Origin of the sequence: Streptomyces sp. NPDC017202, from assembly GCF_044331705.1 — a bacterium.
GTDB lineage: Bacteria > Actinomycetota > Actinomycetes > Streptomycetales > Streptomycetaceae > Streptomyces.
In genome coordinates this window covers 1-17,141 of record NZ_JBIRNP010000021.1, presented here as the reverse complement: position 1 = coordinate 17,141, position 17,141 = coordinate 1, and the positions used below count along the sequence as shown (strand labels likewise).

General features: G+C 73.5%; 11 protein-coding genes and 2 pseudogenes. 7 read left to right on the top strand and 6 right to left on the bottom strand.

The features are described 5' to 3' along the window. Positions 1 to 801: 801 nt before the first annotated feature. The 4 genes from ACH4N1_RS28875 to ACH4N1_RS28860 all read left to right on the top strand — a co-directional run bounded on the left by ACH4N1_RS28875 (position 802) and on the right by ACH4N1_RS28860 (position 7,242). The gene (locus ACH4N1_RS28875; RefSeq protein ID WP_398101638.1) at positions 802 to 2,286 is read left to right on the top strand and encodes an MFS transporter; all 1,485 of its coding nucleotides are present in this window, start codon (positions 802 to 804) and stop codon (positions 2,284 to 2,286) included. Continuing rightward, positions 2,283 to 4,262 carry an alpha/beta hydrolase family protein gene (locus ACH4N1_RS28870; protein WP_398101635.1) on the top strand — a complete coding sequence of 660 codons (1,980 nt, stop codon included), beginning with the start codon at positions 2,283 to 2,285 and terminating at the stop codon, positions 4,260 to 4,262. The genes ACH4N1_RS28875 and ACH4N1_RS28870 overlap by 4 nt, the downstream gene beginning before the upstream one ends. Positions 4,263 to 4,508: 246 nt before the next feature. Then, the gene (locus tag ACH4N1_RS28865; RefSeq protein WP_398101632.1) at positions 4,509 to 6,452 is read left to right on the top strand and encodes a RiPP maturation radical SAM C-methyltransferase; all 1,944 of its coding nucleotides are present in this window, start codon (positions 4,509 to 4,511) and stop codon (positions 6,450 to 6,452) included. Between the two features lie 103 nt (positions 6,453 to 6,555). Further along, complete coding sequence (locus ACH4N1_RS28860) at positions 6,556 to 7,242, top strand: DUF5825 family protein (protein WP_398101629.1); 687 nt, start codon at positions 6,556 to 6,558, stop codon at positions 7,240 to 7,242. A gap of 103 nt (positions 7,243 to 7,345) precedes the next feature. Here ACH4N1_RS28860 and ACH4N1_RS28855 read toward each other — a convergent pair whose 3' ends face one another. From ACH4N1_RS28855 to ACH4N1_RS28845, 3 genes and pseudogenes are all read right to left on the bottom strand, one after another. After that, complete coding sequence (locus tag ACH4N1_RS28855) at positions 7,346 to 8,416, bottom strand: hypothetical protein (protein WP_398101626.1); 1,071 nt, start codon at positions 8,414 to 8,416, stop codon at positions 7,346 to 7,348. A gap of 19 nt (positions 8,417 to 8,435) precedes the next feature. Then, positions 8,436 to 9,020, bottom strand: coding sequence for a TerD family protein (locus tag ACH4N1_RS28850; protein WP_398101623.1), 585 nt, complete (start codon positions 9,018 to 9,020; stop codon positions 8,436 to 8,438). A 188-nt stretch (positions 9,021 to 9,208) separates the two neighbouring features. Continuing rightward, a pseudogene (locus tag ACH4N1_RS28845) lies at positions 9,209 to 9,466 on the bottom strand (ion transporter); the annotation flags it as partial. A gap of 392 nt (positions 9,467 to 9,858) precedes the next feature. Here ACH4N1_RS28845 and ACH4N1_RS28840 point away from each other — a divergent pair. After that, positions 9,859 to 10,800 carry an oxygenase MpaB family protein gene (locus tag ACH4N1_RS28840; protein WP_398101622.1) on the top strand — a complete coding sequence of 314 codons (942 nt, stop codon included), beginning with the start codon at positions 9,859 to 9,861 and terminating at the stop codon, positions 10,798 to 10,800. Continuing rightward, positions 10,797 to 12,302, top strand: coding sequence for an aldehyde dehydrogenase family protein (locus ACH4N1_RS28835; protein WP_398101619.1), 1,506 nt, complete (start codon positions 10,797 to 10,799; stop codon positions 12,300 to 12,302). Before ACH4N1_RS28840 ends, ACH4N1_RS28835 begins: the two co-directional genes overlap by 4 nt. Positions 12,303 to 12,355: 53 nt before the next feature. On the opposite strand, the gene ACH4N1_RS28830 is transcribed toward ACH4N1_RS28835, so the two are convergent. Then, entirely contained in the window at positions 12,356 to 12,982 is a 627-nt protein-coding gene (locus tag ACH4N1_RS28830) for a TetR/AcrR family transcriptional regulator (RefSeq protein ID WP_398101616.1), read from the bottom strand. Positions 12,983 to 13,110: 128 nt separating this feature from the next. On the opposite strand from ACH4N1_RS28830, the gene ACH4N1_RS28825 reads away from it, so the two are divergent. Beyond that, complete coding sequence (locus tag ACH4N1_RS28825; RefSeq protein WP_398101613.1) at positions 13,111 to 14,250, top strand: acyl-CoA dehydrogenase family protein; 1,140 nt, start codon at positions 13,111 to 13,113, stop codon at positions 14,248 to 14,250. Positions 14,251 to 14,393: 143 nt separating this feature from the next. On the opposite strand, the gene ACH4N1_RS28820 is transcribed toward ACH4N1_RS28825, so the two are convergent. Both ACH4N1_RS28820 and ACH4N1_RS28815 read right to left on the bottom strand, forming a co-directional pair. Continuing rightward, on the bottom strand, positions 14,394 to 16,226 hold the full coding sequence (locus tag ACH4N1_RS28820; RefSeq protein WP_398101610.1) for an AMP-dependent synthetase/ligase: 1,833 nt from the start codon (positions 16,224 to 16,226) through the stop codon (positions 14,394 to 14,396). 284 nt (positions 16,227 to 16,510) lie between these two features. Beyond that, a pseudogene (locus ACH4N1_RS28815) lies at positions 16,511 to 16,720 on the bottom strand (hypothetical protein); the annotation flags it as partial. Positions 16,721 to 17,141 lie beyond the last annotated feature (421 nt).

Here is a 17,141-nt window from a genome sequence, read left to right as displayed (position 1 = left end):
CTTCGGCAGAGCAGGCCGCGGCGCCCCGAGGACGATCTCGGATTTCCTTTCCCTCCTGGCTCTTTCCCGCTCGCCTCTCGTACGTTTCCGGCCAATAACTCGAGCCGTCGCCGTCGGTCCGGCGATATCCGGCGAGTTGGATTCCGGATATCGCACGGACCCGCGCGCTTGCGTCGGGGCCTTCTCCTCCGGTGAGGTGCGCGGCGTACGGCGCGGCGTCGGCGGGGCCGCGTTCACCACCGGGAAGGCCGTGTACGCCGCCGGCGACGGGTGTGGCGGGCGTGTCCGGCGGTCGTGGCGGGGCGTCGTGGCGCACGGTGCGGCCGGGGCCGGCCGGCGGCGCCCCGTCCTGTTCCCCGCGCAGTTCAGATGCCGTTCCCCACGCGGAGTGGCGCATTACGGCGCATCCCCGGCGTGGTCGGCGACGATCCGCGAAGGGCTCCGCCCGCCCGGAAGGTTCGTTCGACGCCGCGAATGCCAAAGCGAAGCCGGAACACCGGGCGCCGCACCGTCGCCGCCCCGATTCGCCACCCCGGCGCGGTGATCGCGGACGGCGGGCGCGGCGAGAACCGCTCGCCCCGATGCTGTCGCACGGGGGCCCCGGCGCGCCCCGCACCGCTCGTGCAAAATCGAACCAGCCCTCGTTCAGGCGTCCTTGTCCTCCGCGTCGGCGCCTGGTTAAGCTCCCGACTGTTTCAGTTCCTGCACCTTTTCTACACATCTTTGCCAACTGTGGCGCTACTTCGCATGCCATCTCGCATGCGACTTCGAGTGTGACGGCGGAAACGGGGAGGGCTGCGCGTGGGATCTTCTGTTCCCGAAACAGGGGCCTCGCGCGTCCCGGCCGTTTCGACTCCCCCGGTGCTGGTCAAGGGCACCGAGCCCGCCGAGGACACCGAGCCCGCCACCCGCGACGTGCGGCTCTTCTGGTGCGCGAACGCCGCCGACTCCCTGGGCAGCCAGGCGTCCGGGGTCGTCCTGCCGCTGCTGCTCCTCGGGCTCGGCTACTCGCCGGCGGTGGTGGGGCTGGTCGCGGGGGTGTCTACGGCGACGGGACTGGTGCTCGGCCCGCTCGTCGCCGTACCCGCCGACCGTGGCGCGCGCAAGCGGGTGATGTTCTGGTCGGCGGTGGTCTCGGCGCTCGCGATGGGCTCCGTGGCCGTGGCCCTGGCCGTCGCGGAAGGACGGCCTTCACTGGTCCACCTGCTCGCCGCCGTACTCGTGGAACGCACCGCCACCACCTGCTACGAGGCGGCGGCCCGCGGCACGGTGTCCCTGATCTCCACGCCCGGGAACCTCCCGCGCGTGGTGGCCGGGCTGGAGGCGGGTGACCGGGGCGCCCTGGTCGCGGGACCCGCTCTGGGCGGCATGCTGTACCAGGTCTCGCGCGCGCTGCCCTTCGTGCTGGACGCCGTCTCGTACGCCGTCACGGCCGTCTGCGTCCGGGCCATGCGCTCGCACCTGCGGGCCGACCGGACCGACGGCGCGGACGCGGCGGGCACGACGTGCCGGGCGGACGCGGCGGACCTCGCCGGCGGGCCGTCGGAGCCGGCCGGGAGCGCGGCACCTGACGGCTCCGTGCCGCGGCCCGTGCCACCGCCCGCGCCTCGCTCCGCACGCGGCACCCGGTCCGCTCTGGCCGCCGAGCTGAGCGCCGGAGTCCGGCTCGTGCGGACGACGCCCCTGCTGCGGCTGGTACTCGTGTGGACCACCACCGTCAACGGCGTGCTGGCCGCGCTGTACTACGACGCCGTCTTCACCTTGCAGGAGAGCGGCCACGGCGGCACGCCCATGGGTCTGGTCCTGGCGCTGTCCGGCGCCGCCGGGCTCGCCGGTTCGCTCGGCGCGCCCCGGCTGGTGCGCCGGCTCAGTCCCGTGCGGGCGGTGGTGACGGTGTCCTGGCTCATGGTCCCGCTCGCCGCCGCGCTCGCGACGGCCGGGGGGCCGTGGGCGTACGGGGCGCTGTTCGGCGGGTTCTGCCTGATCATGCCGCCGGCCACCGTGATCCTCCAGGCCCGGGCCATCCAGGGGACGCCGCCCGGACTCCAGGCCCGCGCGGGTTCCGTGCTCGCCACCGCCGCCGGCGGAGCCGCCGCTGTGACGCCCGCGCTCGCCGGGTTCCTGACGGTGCACGCGGGGGCCGCGGTGCCCGCGCTCGCCTCCGCCGCAGTGCTGGTCCTGCTCGCTCTGCACACGACCCTCGGCGCGGGACGCGTCCTGGCGCCGGGCGTACCGGCGAAGGCCGCACCGGCGGGAGACGTTCCGGCGAGGGGGCGAGGCAGGTGACCGGATCCCGCTACCAGGTCTACCTCGCCGCCCTGCCCGAGGTCTGCGCCGCCGATCCGAGGCTGATGGCGTTCACCGCGGACGCGGAAGGCCGGTGCGAGGTGTTCGCCTGGGACGCCGGTGCCGGGCGCGCCCGCCAGGTCACCGACCGGCCGCGGGGCACCCTGCACGGAACGATCGACCGGGACGCGAACGTGTGGTGGTTCGACGAGGACGCGCACGGCGAGGGGCACTGGCGGTTCCAGCCCTTCCGCGGCGGCCCCGACCTCCCCGGGCTGACCGGCGTGCCCCCGGGCACCCCGCGGGGCCTGGCGGTGAGCGACGACGGGATCGTCGCCATGGGGCTGGGGGACGGCCGGACGACCACCGTCCACCTGGGCCGGCGCGGCGCTTCCGCACGGGTGGTGACGCGCGTCGACCAGCACGCCACGTTGTCCGGGATCACCGCCGCGGCCGGTCTGCTGGCGATCAGCGGGCCCGCCGGTTCGGCGCACGCCGTGACCGTCCTGGCCGCGGACGGCACACCGCGCGCCGTGCTCTCCGGCTCCGGGGAACACGGCAGACTCTGGTCGCTCGGCTTCGCGCCCACCGCCGGACGCGACGAACTGCTGCTGGTGCGCGAGGACGACGACCGCTATCTGCTGGCCAGTTGGCGGCCGGAGACCGGGATCCGTACGTACCCGTGGTGCGCGTTCGACAGTGAGATCACCGCCCGTTGGTACCCGGACGAGGACGAGGGGCGTACCGTCCTGATCCGCCAGGACCGCCACGGCCGCAGCACCCTGCACCGGGCCCGCCTGGACACCGGCACCCTCACGCGCGTGCCGACACCGCCCGGCAGTCTGCTGGACGCGGCGCCGCGGGCCGGTGGCGATGTGCACTACCTGTGGACGGACACGGCCCATCCGCCGCGCATGCACTCCACGGCCGGCACCGCGCTGCCGGCCCTCGGCACCGTGCCGGGGCGCGTACCGGGCGACCACCGCGACCTGTGGACGCCGACCCCGGACGGCCCCGTGCACACCTGGCTCAGCCTCCCCGAGGGCCACGGCACGCCCCGGGGTCCCGGACTCCCGCGGGGCGGAACCTCCGAGGCCCAAGCCGGTGAGGTCCGGGCGACCGGAGGGCGGGGCGCGCCGCCGCCCGTCGTCTTCCTCGTGCACGGCGGCCCCGCCGACCACGACCGCGACGCCTACGACGGTGTCGTGCACTCGCTCGTGGCCTCGGGCTTCGCCGTCGCACGCGTCAACTACCGCGGCTCCACCGGCTACGGCCCCCGCTGGCGCCGGGCCTTCGGCGCGGGCGTGGGGCTCACGCAGGTCGAGGACCTGGTGGCGGTGCGCGCCGATCTGATCGGGCGCGGGCTGGTGCGCCCGGACGCCGTCGGACTGTGGGGCACCTCGTGGGGCGGCTACCTGGCGCTGCTGGCCCTCGGTACCCGCCCCGGGCTGTGGCAGGCGGGCGTCGCCGTCAAGCCCGTCGCCGACGGCGTCGCCGCCTACCGCACCACCACGCCCGCGCTGCGCACCCTGGACGAACGCCTGTACGGAGGCACACCCGACGACGTGCCCGAGGCGTACGCCCGCAGCTCACCGATCCGGTACGCCTCGCGCGTGCGGGCACCGCTGCTGGTCGTGGCCGCCACCCGGGACGCCAAGTGCCCGCCCGGCCAGGTGCGCAACTACCTCGCCGCGCTGCGCGCCGCCGGAGCCCGCCACGAGTCGATGTGGCTCGACAGCGGGCACGACGGCTACGAGGGCGGCGACCACGTCGCCGTACTGCGCCGCGCCGTGGTCTTCCTCGACCGCGAGCTGCGCGGCACGCACCGCGCCCCCAAGACGCCCCCCGCCGACCGGAGGGGGGATCCCGGCCGCGTCCGTACCACGGCGGCGGCCGGGACGGACACCGCCGAACACACCGAGAGGAGAACCGCCCATGCAGAAGGACATCATCCACAACGACCCGCTCGAGGGTGACGAGGAGAACCGGAAGCCGAGCGTCGGCGTCACGGTCACCATCCCGTTCCGCAACGCGGAGGACGCGGACGAGGACTGATCCCCGCCGGCCGGCCCGGCGGCCACCGCTGCCGGGCCGGCCGGTCGACCCGTCACCCCAGGGGCGTCCGCCGCAACGGGGTTGTCCGTCCCGGCTCCCTTTTCCGCCGTCTTCCCCGTTCCCCGTTCTCCGTTCCCCGTCTTCCGGCCGTCCCACGAGGAGCTGACATGCGCGTACTGCTGGTCAACATGCCCTGGTCACCCATCGACCTTCCGTCGCTGGCCCTGGGAATCCTCAAGCGGAGTGTGGACGAGCACGTGCCGGACGGCAGTGCCGAAGTCCTGCACGCCAACCTCGAGTTCACCGACTGGATCACCCGGCGCATGGAGTTCACCGCCGAGGACTACGAGTACTACGCGCTGGCCTCCTACTTCATGGGCTGCGGCGACTGGGTCTTCTCCTCCGCGCTCTACGACGACCCCGACTGGCGGGACGAGGAGTTCGCCGCCGCGATGAAGGGGAAGCTCAACGCGTCCCGGATGCGGATGACCCGCGAACTGCACCGGCTGGTGCCGGAGTTCGTGGCGGACATCGCCCGGCGCATCGTCGACGAGGCACCCGACGTCGTGGGCTTCACCTCCACCTTCCAGCAGAACACCGCCGCGCTCGCGGCCGCCCGCCGGGTCAAGCAGCTCGCGCCGCACATCGTGACCGTCATCGGCGGCGCCAACTGCGACGGCGAGCAGGGCGCGACGGTCCACCGCAACTTCCCGTTCGTGGACTACGTGATCCGGGGCGAGGGCGAGGCCGCGTTCCCGCGGCTCCTGTCCGCGCTCGGTGAGGAACACCCGGACCTCTCCACCGTGGCCGGGCTGTGCCACCGCGGTCCGGACGGTGCGAGCACCGCCAACGCGATGGCCACCAGCCCGCTGCCGCCCGCCACCATCCTGCCGCCCGACTACAGCGGCTACTTCGAACGCCTCGGCACCTCCGTGGCCCGCAACTGGGTCGAGCCCAAGCTCGTCGTCGAGGGCGCCAGAGGCTGCTGGTGGGGCGAGAAGCACCACTGCACGTTCTGCGGACTCAACGGTTCCTTCATGCAGTTCCGCAGCAAGAGCCCGGACACCTTCTACGACGAGATCATGGATCTCGCCCGCCGCCACCGTGTGCTGGACATGTACGTGGTCGACAACATCCTCGACATGGGCTACCTCTCCACCGTCCTGCCCCGGATCATCGAGAGCGGCTACGACCTGCGGCTGCACATCGAGATCAAGGCCAACATGCGCCGCGCCCACCTCCGTACGCTCTCCGACGCGGGCCTGATCTACGTGCAGCCGGGCATCGAGAGCCTGAACAGCCGGGTCCTGGACCTGATGGACAAGGGCGTCAGCGGCTGCCAGAACGTACGCATGCTCCGCGACGGCGCCGAGACCGGCCTGTCGGTGTCCTGGAACTATCTGCACGGCTTCCCGGGGGAGAGCGCGGAGGACTACGACCCGGTCATCGCGCAGATACCGGCGCTGGAACACCTCAACCCGCCGGTCGACCTCTCGGCCCGTATCGCCATCGAACGGTTCAGCCCCTATTTCAACCGGCCCGAGCTGGGCTTCTCCGGCCTGCGCCCGGAGGCACACTACCGCTTCACCTACGACCTGCCGGAGGAGGAGCTCTACGGCCTCGCCTATGTCTTCGAGGCGCCGGAGCGGGGCATCGGCAAACCCACCGTCACCGCGCTCAACGCCGCGCTCGCCGCCTGGCGCAAGCACCACGCCGACGCGCGTCTCACGCAGGCCGACCTGGGCGACCGCATCGTCCTGGTCAGCAGGCGCCGGGCCTTCGAGTGGCGGGCGATGGAGCTGACCGACCCGTACGAGATCGCCGTGTTCCGGCTCCTGGACCAGCCGCACACACCCTCGGCCCTCACCCGCAAGGCCGCGGGCCGGGTGCCGGGCCGGGCGGTCCAGGAGGACGAGGTGCAGGAGCTGCTCGACCGCTGGGTGGGGCTCGGGCTGGTCTTCACCGACAACGGGCAGTACGTGCACGTCGCGCCCTCGGCGGTGAACGAGGACCTGCTGCGCCTGGACTTCATGCGGCACCGGTACGCGACACCCGTGCCGGCCGCCGAACCGGCCGCCGAACCGGCCGAACCGCACATGACCGGAGTCTGACCCGCCTTTCCTCCTCCCTCCCCTCCCCTCCCCTCCCATTCCCTCCCATTCCTCTCTTTTCCCCCGCCGTCCGACCGTTCAGGCGCACCTGGAGGCCAGTCCGATGAGTCCCCGCTCCACCCTCACCGCGTCCGCCGCCGTCTGGCGTGACTACGACCCCGTCGCCTGCGCGCTGCCGGGGATGTTCCTCGGCGACCTCGCGCTGACCGGTCCCGTCGCCGAGGAGTGCGACCGGCTCTGGGAACTGGGCGCGCGCCGCGTCCGGCTGTCCGACGTCGTGGATCTCGCGGACACGGCGACGCCGGACGCGGCGGCCCGTGCCGTGCGAACCCTCAGTCTGGTCAGGGACCTGACGGCCCGTGCGGTGCTCGTCGAGTGGGACCTGCGGCCGGATCCGGACGGGGGCCCGACGGCCGCCGAGGACATCGGCCGCCTCCTGAGCCACCTCCAGCCGCCGCAGCGGATCGAGGGGGTGGACCCGGCGGGGGCGGACGAGGCGCTGCGGACCTGGCGCAACGGCCACTACCTCGGCAAGTGCCTCTGGCGACAGGGGCCGGGCTTCGTCCAGATCCGCGACCGCCGCTGGGGGGATCTCCGCCGGTTCACGGTGGACGAGCCGCACTACCAGGAAGCGATCGGGCTCCTGGCGTACGGGGCTCCCGCGTCGGCGGTGCCGACGGACGCGCTCGCCGACTTCCGCGAGGAGCGGCTCGTGCTCGCGGTCGGCGGGGTGCAGTGGTGGCTGCCGTACCGCGTCAACCGCTGGATACAGGAGGCGATGACGATCTGAGGCGGGGGTGTTCCCGCGCTCCCCCGCCCGGCGGAGCGCCCCGGCGGCCGGCCCCGCACGCGCGGAGCCTCCGGCGGTCGGCCCGGAAGCGGGAGGCCGGCGGTCAGTCGCCCCCGCCACCCCCGCCGTCCCCGCCCCCGCCCCCGCCGAAGTCCCCGCCCCCGCCGGTGTCGCCGCCGTCGCCGCCGTCCGCTCCCCAGCCGTCGCCGCCGCCGGGTTCGTTGTCGTCCCTGCCCTGGCCGAGGTTGCTGAACCAGGGACGGTTCCACGCTTCGTCGGCGGCGATCGGTTCGCCCCCGTTCACCCGGCGCCGTTCCGGCCGGAACCGTGCCAGGCCCGTCGTGTCGCCGATCCCGAACGCGACGGCGAAAGCGTGCGCCATGACGGCGTCCAGCGGATCGGGGCTCTCGTACCGCACGGGGGCCAGCGGCAGCAGCACCGAGCCGGGCTCGGGCACCGGCCGGCGCGGGGGACGCGTCAGCAGCGCCACTCTGCGTTCGTCGCGCAGCAGCCACGAACTCTCCGCGTTCTCCCGCCGCAGCACCCAGCACTGGCCGGGCAGTCGCACCTCCACGGAACTCCTGGACCTGCGCAGCTTCTTCCTCAGAACGATCTCTGCCGGGGCGTCGCCGATCGTCAGGCGCAGGCCGCCGGACGGTTCGAGGGCGTCGCGGCGGAAGCCGTGCGGCGCCCGGATCCGTACGACGGGGGCGTGCGGTCCCCAGACGTCCACGCGCACCAGGCGCCGGTCCACGGCGACGGTGACCGGCCCGGCGGGTCCGGGCGCGAAGCGCCGCGCGATCCACAGCGGTACGCCCTCGGCCCGGGCCCGGGCCGCCAGGGCGGCCACGCCCCCGGGCCCGCCGCACCGCCGTACCGCCAACTCCCCCAGCGTGCGGGCGAACCCGGCGGTCTGCCGCGTCCTCACCGGCGTGGTGGTGCCGGTGGCACGGGTCACCGGGACGACCCCGAACCCCTCCGGCAGCCGCTCCAGCGGGCGTTCCGTCCCGCCGCCCCCGAGCCAGCACCCCCGCTGGAACGCCTCGGCCATGGCCGCGAGGTTCAGCTCGTCCAGCGGCGTCGTCCGGCCGCCGATCCGCAGCCGGTCCTCGGTCAACTCCACGGTCCGCGCCAGCGGATTCCACGATCGTTCGCCATAGAGCACCTGGCTCACACCAACCCCCGTACGTAGGTCACTTGCTGACGGCGAAACGCATCAGGGCGTGTTCGTCGCCCTGCTTGACCTTGCCCGTGACGTTGATGACTTCGAGTTTCCAGCTGCCGCCGACCCGGACGGCCTTGGCCACGGCGCAGCCGTTGTCCTGGGTGAGCAGGCTCGGCCAGATGTCGGCGACCTGCTGGGAGTTGCCCCCGGTGGCGTCGTAGACCTTGAAGCTGATGTTGCGCGCCTTCTGGAAGGAGCTGCCCTTCTTGTAGGCGGCGGCGACGAACACGATCGACGTGATGTTGGACGGTACCCGGGCGAACTCGACGGTCACCGTCTCGTCGTCGCCGTCGCCGCGCCCGGTCTGGTTGTCGCCGCTGTGCACCAGCGAGCCGTTGCCCATGGGGTCGAGCGAGTCGAGGCCGGCGAGGCGCACCGGGTCCCCGCCCTGCATGGCGACGGCGATCAGGTCGAGGTCGGTGCCGGACTTGCGGCGCAGCTTGCCCAGCACCCCGCCGCTGCTGCCGGCGGTGGGGTCCCAGGAGACCCCGATGGACAGGTGGGTCACTCCGTCCAGGTCGGCCGGGCCGTCTTCCTTCGTGAGGGTGATCATGTGCGTTCGTCCTTCGTCTCACAGTGCTTGTTACCCGCAGAGTGTGCCTTGTGCCTCCGCGGTTCCCCGTGACGGGTCCCGTCGGGCTTGCGGGGACTTCCGGCCGGCCGGGCACGGGCCGTCCACCGGGCCACCGCCGTCCACCGGGCCACCGCCGTCCGCCCGTCTCCCCGTCTGCCCGTCCGCGGTCAGTTCCGGGAGCCGGGCGGCGCGGTCCGGGCGAGTTCGCGTTCGAGCTCGTCCAGGGCGTGGCGGGCCGCGGTGATGCGGTCCAGAAGCGGGTCGTCGCCGTCGGGGGCCTGCCGCCCGGGGAGGAGCGGCGGTTCCTCGCTCTCCATCTCCTTGGCCTCCTCGAGAGAGGTGAGCACCACCCCGATGAGGACGTTGACCAGCACGAAAGACGTGATCAGGACATAGGAGGCGTAGTAGAGGAGGCTCCAGCGGGACGACGAAGAACACGGGAACCCTTCCCCTTCCCCAATACCCCTAGGGGGTAATCGGCGCACGGGTGGCCGAGGCACGGGCGGGGGCACCCCTCGACCCGCGCCGCCGCACCAGTAGCACTTCGTCAGGTTCCGCCCCGTCCGTGGCGGCTTCGTCGGGTGCGCAGAGGTCGTCCGCAGGCGGTGCGGGCACCGGCCCGGCACCTCACGGCAGGCCCTGGAGGAGATCGGGTCTGCAACTCTCGCTCCCGTTAAGGGTATTGACGCCCAATGATACAACTCAATAGTTTCAGTATCTTCGACTCACAGGGGGTGTTCCCCAGGAATCCCGTACGGCCGGCACGACCACGCGCACCGCGAGCCGGTGGCCGCGGTTCCGACAGGAGGGATCATCCATGGGCCGCTACAGCCGGCTCCGCCGCATCCGGCAGATGGATCCGCAGCAGGACTTCGAGCAGATCTACCGGTGGATCGTCCACTACGAGTTCCCCCGCGACTATCTCCACGGGGCCTCGATCGCGTTCCTGCGCGACTACGGCGTCCCGCGCATCTCCCGCCTCCTGGACCGCACCCAGGAGTTCGAGCGCGCCGGCCAGAAGCGGTACGACGACACGGTGCTGCTCACCTACGAGATGGTCCGCGCGGGGACGGACTCGGAGCACGGCCGGGCGGCCGCCCGTCACCTGAACCGCATACACGGCCGGTACCGGATTCCCGACGAGGACTTCCTCTACGTCCTGGCCACCACGGTGGTGGGGCCGAAGCGGTGGATCGACCGGTTCGGCTGGCGGCGCCTGTCCGAGCAGGAGACGGAGAGCCTGGCGCTGGTGGGCCGGCGGATGGGCGAGATGATGGGCATCTCCGGTGCGCCCGACACCTACGCCGCGTTCGAGCGGCTCCACGACGCCTACGAACGGGAGATGTTCGCCTACGACCCCGCCAACCGCAGGGTCGCCGCGGCCACCCTGCGGATCCTGGCCTCCTGGTACCCGGCCCCGGTGCGGCGGACGGCGTCCCGGGTCGTGCTCGCCGTCCTGGACGAACCACTGCTGGAGGCGCTCGGCTTCCGCCCGGAGCCGCACTGGCTGCGGGCCGCGGTCCACCGCGTGTTCCGCGTCCGGGCCGCGCTGATCCGCCTGCTGCCCGCGCGACCGGAGCGGTTCCCGCGCGAGCCCAGGGCGCGGACCTACCCCTTCGGCTGGACCCTGGACGACCTGGGTCCGCACTGGGCGCACTCCCGTCCCCCGACCCCGCTCCAGGACGCGACGCCGCCGGAACGGGGCTCCGCTCCGGCGGGGCCGTCCGCCCCCCACGTTCCCCGTCAGGAGAGCCGATGACCGACACCACCCCGGCCACCGCACCCCGCACCGCCACCTTCACCACGTACTCCCCCGCCACCGGCGAGCCGATCGCCGCACACCCGGTGGACGGGCCCGAAGAAGTCTCCCGCGCCGTGGACCGGGCCAGGACCGCCCAGGCCGGCTGGGCGGCGCTGCCCGCCCCCCGACGCCGTGACCACCTGCTGCGCTGGAAGAAGGCCCTCGCCACCGACCTGGACACCGTGGCCGCCGCCATCGCCGAGGAGACCGGCAAACCGGCCGGTGACGCCGCGCTGGAGGTCGTCCTCACGCTGGAGCACCTGGGCTGGGCCGCCCGCAACGCCGACCGCGTGCTGCGCCGGCGGAAGGTGGGCACCGGACTGTTCACCGTCCACCAGCGGGCCTCGCTGGTGCACCGGCCGCTGGGTGTGGTCGGCGTGATCGGCCCCTGGAACTACCCCCTGTACACCCCGATGGGCTCCGTCGGTTACGCCCTGGCCGCGGGGAACGCCGTGGTCCTCAAGCCGTCCGAGCTGACCCCGGGCACCGGGGTGCTGCTCGCCGAGCTGTTCGACGCCGCCGTGCCCGGGCATACCGGGCTGCTCACCACCGTCACCGGCGCGGCGTCCACCGGGGACGCCCTGGCCCGGTCCGGGGTCGACAAGCTCGCGTTCACCGGTTCGCCGGGGACGGCCCGCAAGGTGATGGCGGTGTGCGCCGAGACGCTGACGCCGTTCCTCGCCGAGTGCGGCGGGAAGGACGCGGTGATCGTCACGGCGGACGCGGACCTGGACGCGGCCGCCGACGCGATCGTGTGGGGGGCGCTGAGCAACGCGGGCCAGACCTGCGCGGGGGTGGAGCGGGTCTACGCGGTGCGGGGGATCCACGCGGCGCTGTGCGAGCGGGTGGTCGAGCGGGCCGGGGCACTGCGCCCGGGTGCCGGGGCGGACGCGTCCTACGGCCCGATGACCCTGCCGGACCAGGTCGCGGTCGTCGAGCGGCATGTGGCCGGCGCGGTCTCGGCGGGTGCGCGGGCCCTGCTGGGCGGGCCGGAGTCGGTGCGCGCTCCGTTCGTCGCGCCGGTCGTGCTGACCGGCGTTCCGGAGGACGCGGCCGCGATGGCGGAGGAGACCTTCGGGCCGGTCGTGGCGATCAACGCGGTGGCCGACGTGGACGAGGCGGTGGAGCGGGCCAACGCCTCGCGCTACGCCCTGGGGGCCGCGGTGTTCTGCCGCAACGGGCGTGCCGGCGCGGCCGTCGCGGCGCGACTGCGCGCGGGTGCGGTGTCGGTGAACTCGGTGCTGGGCTTCGCGGCGGTGCCGGCGCTGCCGTTCGGCGGTTCGCGGGACTCCGGCTTCGGGCGGATCCACGGCGCGGAAGGCCTGCGCGCCTTCACCTGCGTGCAGTCGACGACGGTGCAGCGGTTCACCCCGCCGATCGCGCTGACCTCCTTCGGGGTTCCGGCCGCCACGCGGGAGCGCGCGGTGCGGCTGGCCCGGGCACTGCACCGGCGCCGCTGAACGACCGGGCGGCGCCCGGCGGACCGGACCGGCCGGCCGGACGCTCCGGCCGGTCAGGCCTCCAGCAGCGGGGCCAGGTAGCGGCGGGCGAAGGCCCGGGCCTGGTCCTCGTCCTCCATCTCGATGCAGCTGGCGGGGTTGAGCAGGAAGGACACGGCGACCCGCACCATCAGCTCGGCGACCGGCCGCAGGTCGTCGTCGGGGCGGCCCTCGACCTGTTGCGCGCGGCGCAGATGGACCGTCAGGTACTCGACGGTGGCGGAGAGCGAGGAACTGCCCTGCACGGTCAGGTAGGGCAGCACCAGCTCGGGTTCGAGGCGCAGCAGGCCACCGAAGAGCGGATGGGCGCGGGTGTGGCGCAGGGCGACCACGAAGCCCTCGACGACCCGCTCCTTCATGGTGGGCAGCGCCGCCACCGCCGCGTCCAGCCGCTGGAAGAAGCGGCCGAGCTCGCGCAGCAGGGTCTCCTCGACCAGCTTGTCCTTGGTGCGGAAGCGCCGGTAGACGGTGACCCGGGAGACGCCGGCCCGCTTGGCGACGTCGTCCATGGAGGAGCGACGCAGGCCCAGGAGGGTGAACTGCTCCAGTGCTGCGTCGAGGATCCCGCGCGCCACGGGGTCCTCCGGCTCCGGCTGGGCGAGGGCCCGGGCGAGCCACGAGTCGTTCGTGTCAGTTCTCATGGTGCTCCTCACGATACCGGCGAACACCCCCGCGAGAGACTCTGAAACATCTAGCATGTCTTTGTAACTCTGCTGCTTGCCCGACCCTGACCGAGCCGCCGACCGGCACCCGGAACCCGGAGGACCTGATGGGCAGTCGACTCACCGAGGAACAGACCGCTTTCGCCGCGGCCGTGCGCGACTTCGCCAAGCGCGAGTGCGGCACCCGGGGGCAGCGTGACGCGCTGACGGGAGGCGGCCGCGAGGCCCACCACCCCGGGCTGTACGGAAGGCTGGCCGACCTGGGCTGGCTCGGGGTGTGCCTGCCCGAGGAGTACGGGGGCGCCGGCGGCGGGCTGGCCGACGCCTGCCTCTTCCTGGAGGAGACCTCGTACGGGATGGTCCCGTGCGGAGGTTTCGTCACCACCGTCATCGCCGCGAAGGCGTACGAGAGGTTCGGCACCGAGCGGCAGCGGCAGGAGGTGCTGTCCGGCGCCGTGCGCGGCGACGTGCTGTCCATCGCCATGTCGGAGCCGGGGGCCGGGTCGGACGTCGGCGCGCTGCGCTGCCGCGCCCGGCGGGAACGGGACGGCACGTGGGTGATCGACGGTCAGAAGACCTGGATCTCCAACGCGCACTGTGCGAAGGGCATCCTGCTGGTGGCCCGCACCGGCGAGGACAAGCACGGCGGGCTGACCATGTTCCATCTGCCCGCCGACGCCCCGGGCGTGGAGGTGCGGGGCATCGAGACCATGCGCGGCCGGGAGGTCAACGACGTCTTCCTCACCGGCGTGCGGCTGCCCGCGGACGCCGTCGTCGGCCGGGTGGACGACGGCTGGCGGCAGTTGATGGCCGGCCTGAACCACGAGCGGCTCTTCCTGGCCGCGAACATGCTGGGCCTGGCGCGCCGCGCCTTCGACGACGCCGTCGCCTACGTCCGCGAACGCGAGCAGTTCGGACGGCCCGTCGGCTCCTTCCAGGCGCTCAGGCACCGGATCGCCGATCTCGCCACCGAGATCGAGTGCACCCGGCTGCTGGTGCGCGAGGTGGCTCTGGACTGCGACGCGCAGCCGGACCGGCTGTTCCCGCGCGAGGCGTCCATGGCCAAGCTGAAAGCCACAGAACTCGCCAAGCGGGCCGCCCTGGAGGGCATGCAGATGATGGGCGGTTACGGCTACACCACGGAGTTCGACATGGAGCGCCACCTGCGGGCCGCGGTCGTCTCCACGGTCTACGGCGGGACCAGCGAGATCCAGCGGGACGTCATCGGCAAGTCCTACGGTCTCTGAGCCGGCCCGCGCGAACGGCGGCCGCCCACCCCTCGGACGGGGGGGGGCGGCCGCCGTTCGTGCGGGGGAGGCGCGGGGCCGTGCGGACGAGGGGGCGAGGGGGCGAGGGGCTGCGGAAGGAACGCGGAAGGAGCGCGGCCCGGTCAGTCGGGGTAGAGCTCGGACAGCGCGTCGGCGTACTTGTCCCGGATGACCCGGCGCCGCATCTTCAGCGACGGCGTCAGCTCGCCGGTCGCCGGACCCCACTCCTCGGCCAGCAGCTCGTACCGTTTGACCTGCTCGGTGCGGTTGAGGCGGGAGTTGGCGGCGGCGACCGCCCGGTCCACCTCCGCCCGGACGGCGGGGTGTCCGGCCAGCCCGGCCGGTCCCCCCTCCGCCTCGACGCCGTGGGCCGCGGCCCAGGCGGGGGCGGCCTCCGCGTCGAGCACCAGCAGGGCGACCAGGTAGGAGCGGTTGTCGCCGTGCACCATCGCCTGGCCGATCAGCGGGTGTTCCTTGAGCGCGTTCTCCACCAGGGCCGGCGAGACGTTCTTGCCGGTGGAGGTGACGATCATCTCCTTCTTCCGGTCGGTCAGCCAGAGGTAGCCGTCCTCGTCGATCCGGCCGATGTCGCCGGTGGCCAGCCAGCCGTCGGCGTCCAGGGCGGACCGCACCGAGCCGTCCGGCCGGAGGTAGCCGGAGAAGACGGACGCGCCCCGCACCAGGATCTCGCCGTCCTCGGCGACGCGGACCTCGACGGACGCCACCGGGCGTCCCACCGAGCCGAGCCGGAAGCCGGTCCTCGGGCTGTTGCTGGTGGCCACGCCGGTCGTCTCGGTCAGCCCCCAGGCGTCCATGACGACGATGCCGAAGCCGGCCCAGAACCTCACCACGTCGACGGACATCGGCGCCGACGCGCTGGCCGACCAGGTCACCCGGTCCAGACCGCCCGCGGCCAGCATGGGCAGCAGCACGTCCTCGCGGGCGCGGGCGTAGCGCTCCTCGAGGTCGGCGGGCGGGGTCTCGCCCCGCTCGCGGTACCCGACGTGCTCGCGGGCGACCTCGAACGCACGGTCGATGACCACCCGCTGCTCGGCCGGCATCAGCGAGAGGACGGCCCGCACGGCGGCGGACAGTTTCTCCCAGATCCTCGGCACGCCGAAGAACTGCGCGGGACGCACCTTGCGCACCACCTCGCCGACGCGCGTCGGGTCGGCGCAGAGACGGACGTGCGAGGCCCGGTGACAGGGCAGGTAGATGCCCAGCATCCGCTCGGCGATGTGGGCGAACGGCAGGTAGCAGATGTGCTCGACGTGCGGGGGCAGCTCCACCACGGCGTCCAGCGCCAGAGCGTTGGACATCACCTGGCGGTGGGTCAGGACGACGCCCTTGGCCTCGCCGGTGGTGCCGGAGGTGTAGACGACGGTCAGCGGGTCCTCGGGGCGGGCGGCGTCCAGCTCCCCGGCGAACCGCTCCGGCGCCGGTTCGCGGAGCAGGGCGGCGTACGGGACGTGGCCGTCCTCCGCACCCGCCTCGGCCACCACCAGCCGCTCCAGCGGGGTGTCGGCGTCGGCCAGCAGCGGCTCCCACACCGCCACCTGGGCCGCTCCCTCCACCACGGCGAGGCGGGCCCGGCAGTTGCGGGCGATGTGGGTGATCTGCTCGGGGGCCGCGGTGCCGTAGACGCTGACCGGGACGGCGCCGAGGCGGACCAGCGCCAGGTCCGACAGCCAGTGTTCGGGCCGGTTGGCCATCATCAGCAGCACATGGTCGCCGCGGCCGACGCCGAGGGCCCGGTAGCCGGCGGCGAGGCTGCGGGTGTGCTCCTGGACCTCCGCCCAGCCGAACGTCGTCCAGTCGCCGTCCGGGTCCGCCGACTGCCATGAGAGAGCCGGGAGTCGGGGGTACTCGCGCGCGTTGCGGGTCAGCAGGTGCGGCAGGGTCCGGTCTGCCGGGTCGTCGGGCAGGTCGCCGGTGGCGCGGGGTGCTGATGTCATGGGGTCCCCTTGCGGGTCGGGAGGGAGCGTCCGGGGAGACCGGGGCGCCGGCAGGCCCTGCGGGCGTGCCTGGTGGAGCTGGGGGAAGCGGGGCGGCCGACCGTGAGCCCGGGCTCCGGGGAACGACGGCCCTGCCCACCGGAGCCGGTCGGTGCGCAGGAGGTGCGGGGGCGGCGCGGACCCGCGGAGCGGTTCAGGAGCCGGTGAGGGTCTCGCCCCGCTCGGCCGTGCGCGGCAGCAGCTCGGGCGGGGCGAGGCGGTCGCCGTACTTCCCGGCCGGCGCAGGCGAAGAAGCTCTTCTCGGCGGAGGTGGCGATGACGCCCCGGACGGCGCCGCGGCGTTCCGCCGGCCGCGCCGCGACGGCGGCCGGCGAGTCGATGAACGCGGCGTTCATGGTGTCGGCACTCTGGTCGGGGTCGTCGAGGACGAGGGTGACGACGGGGGCGTCGGACTCTTCCCAGCGGATGGTGGCGGGTCGTGCGGTGGTGTCCATGGCTGAGGTCTCCCGTGAGGGCGAACGGCTGCGGAGGCGGACGGCCGCCGGTCAGAGGCGTTCGACGACGGTGGCGATGCCCATGCCGCCGCCGGGTCCAGGGTCTTTCGTTTGGATCAGGGCGGATCAGGGAGCGGGGTCTGGTGCTGGGGGCACCTCCCACGCCTTTCGGGCAGTGGGGGAGCCTCGCAAGGCGGAGGAGGGAGTCAGGGCGGAGCCCTGGCGACCGACGACAACGCGGCGGTGGGGGTCCCTCCCGCTCGAGCGAAGCCGAGAGTGGGGGAGCGGCACCAGGGCCTGCGAGCCCGGCATGATCCAAACGAGAGGCCCTAGGGCGTGTCTGACAATTCGCGTCGGATCAGTGCGCGGCGTCTGGTGCGGTGCATCGCAAGGCGGAGGATCGCCCGTGTACTGGATGTAC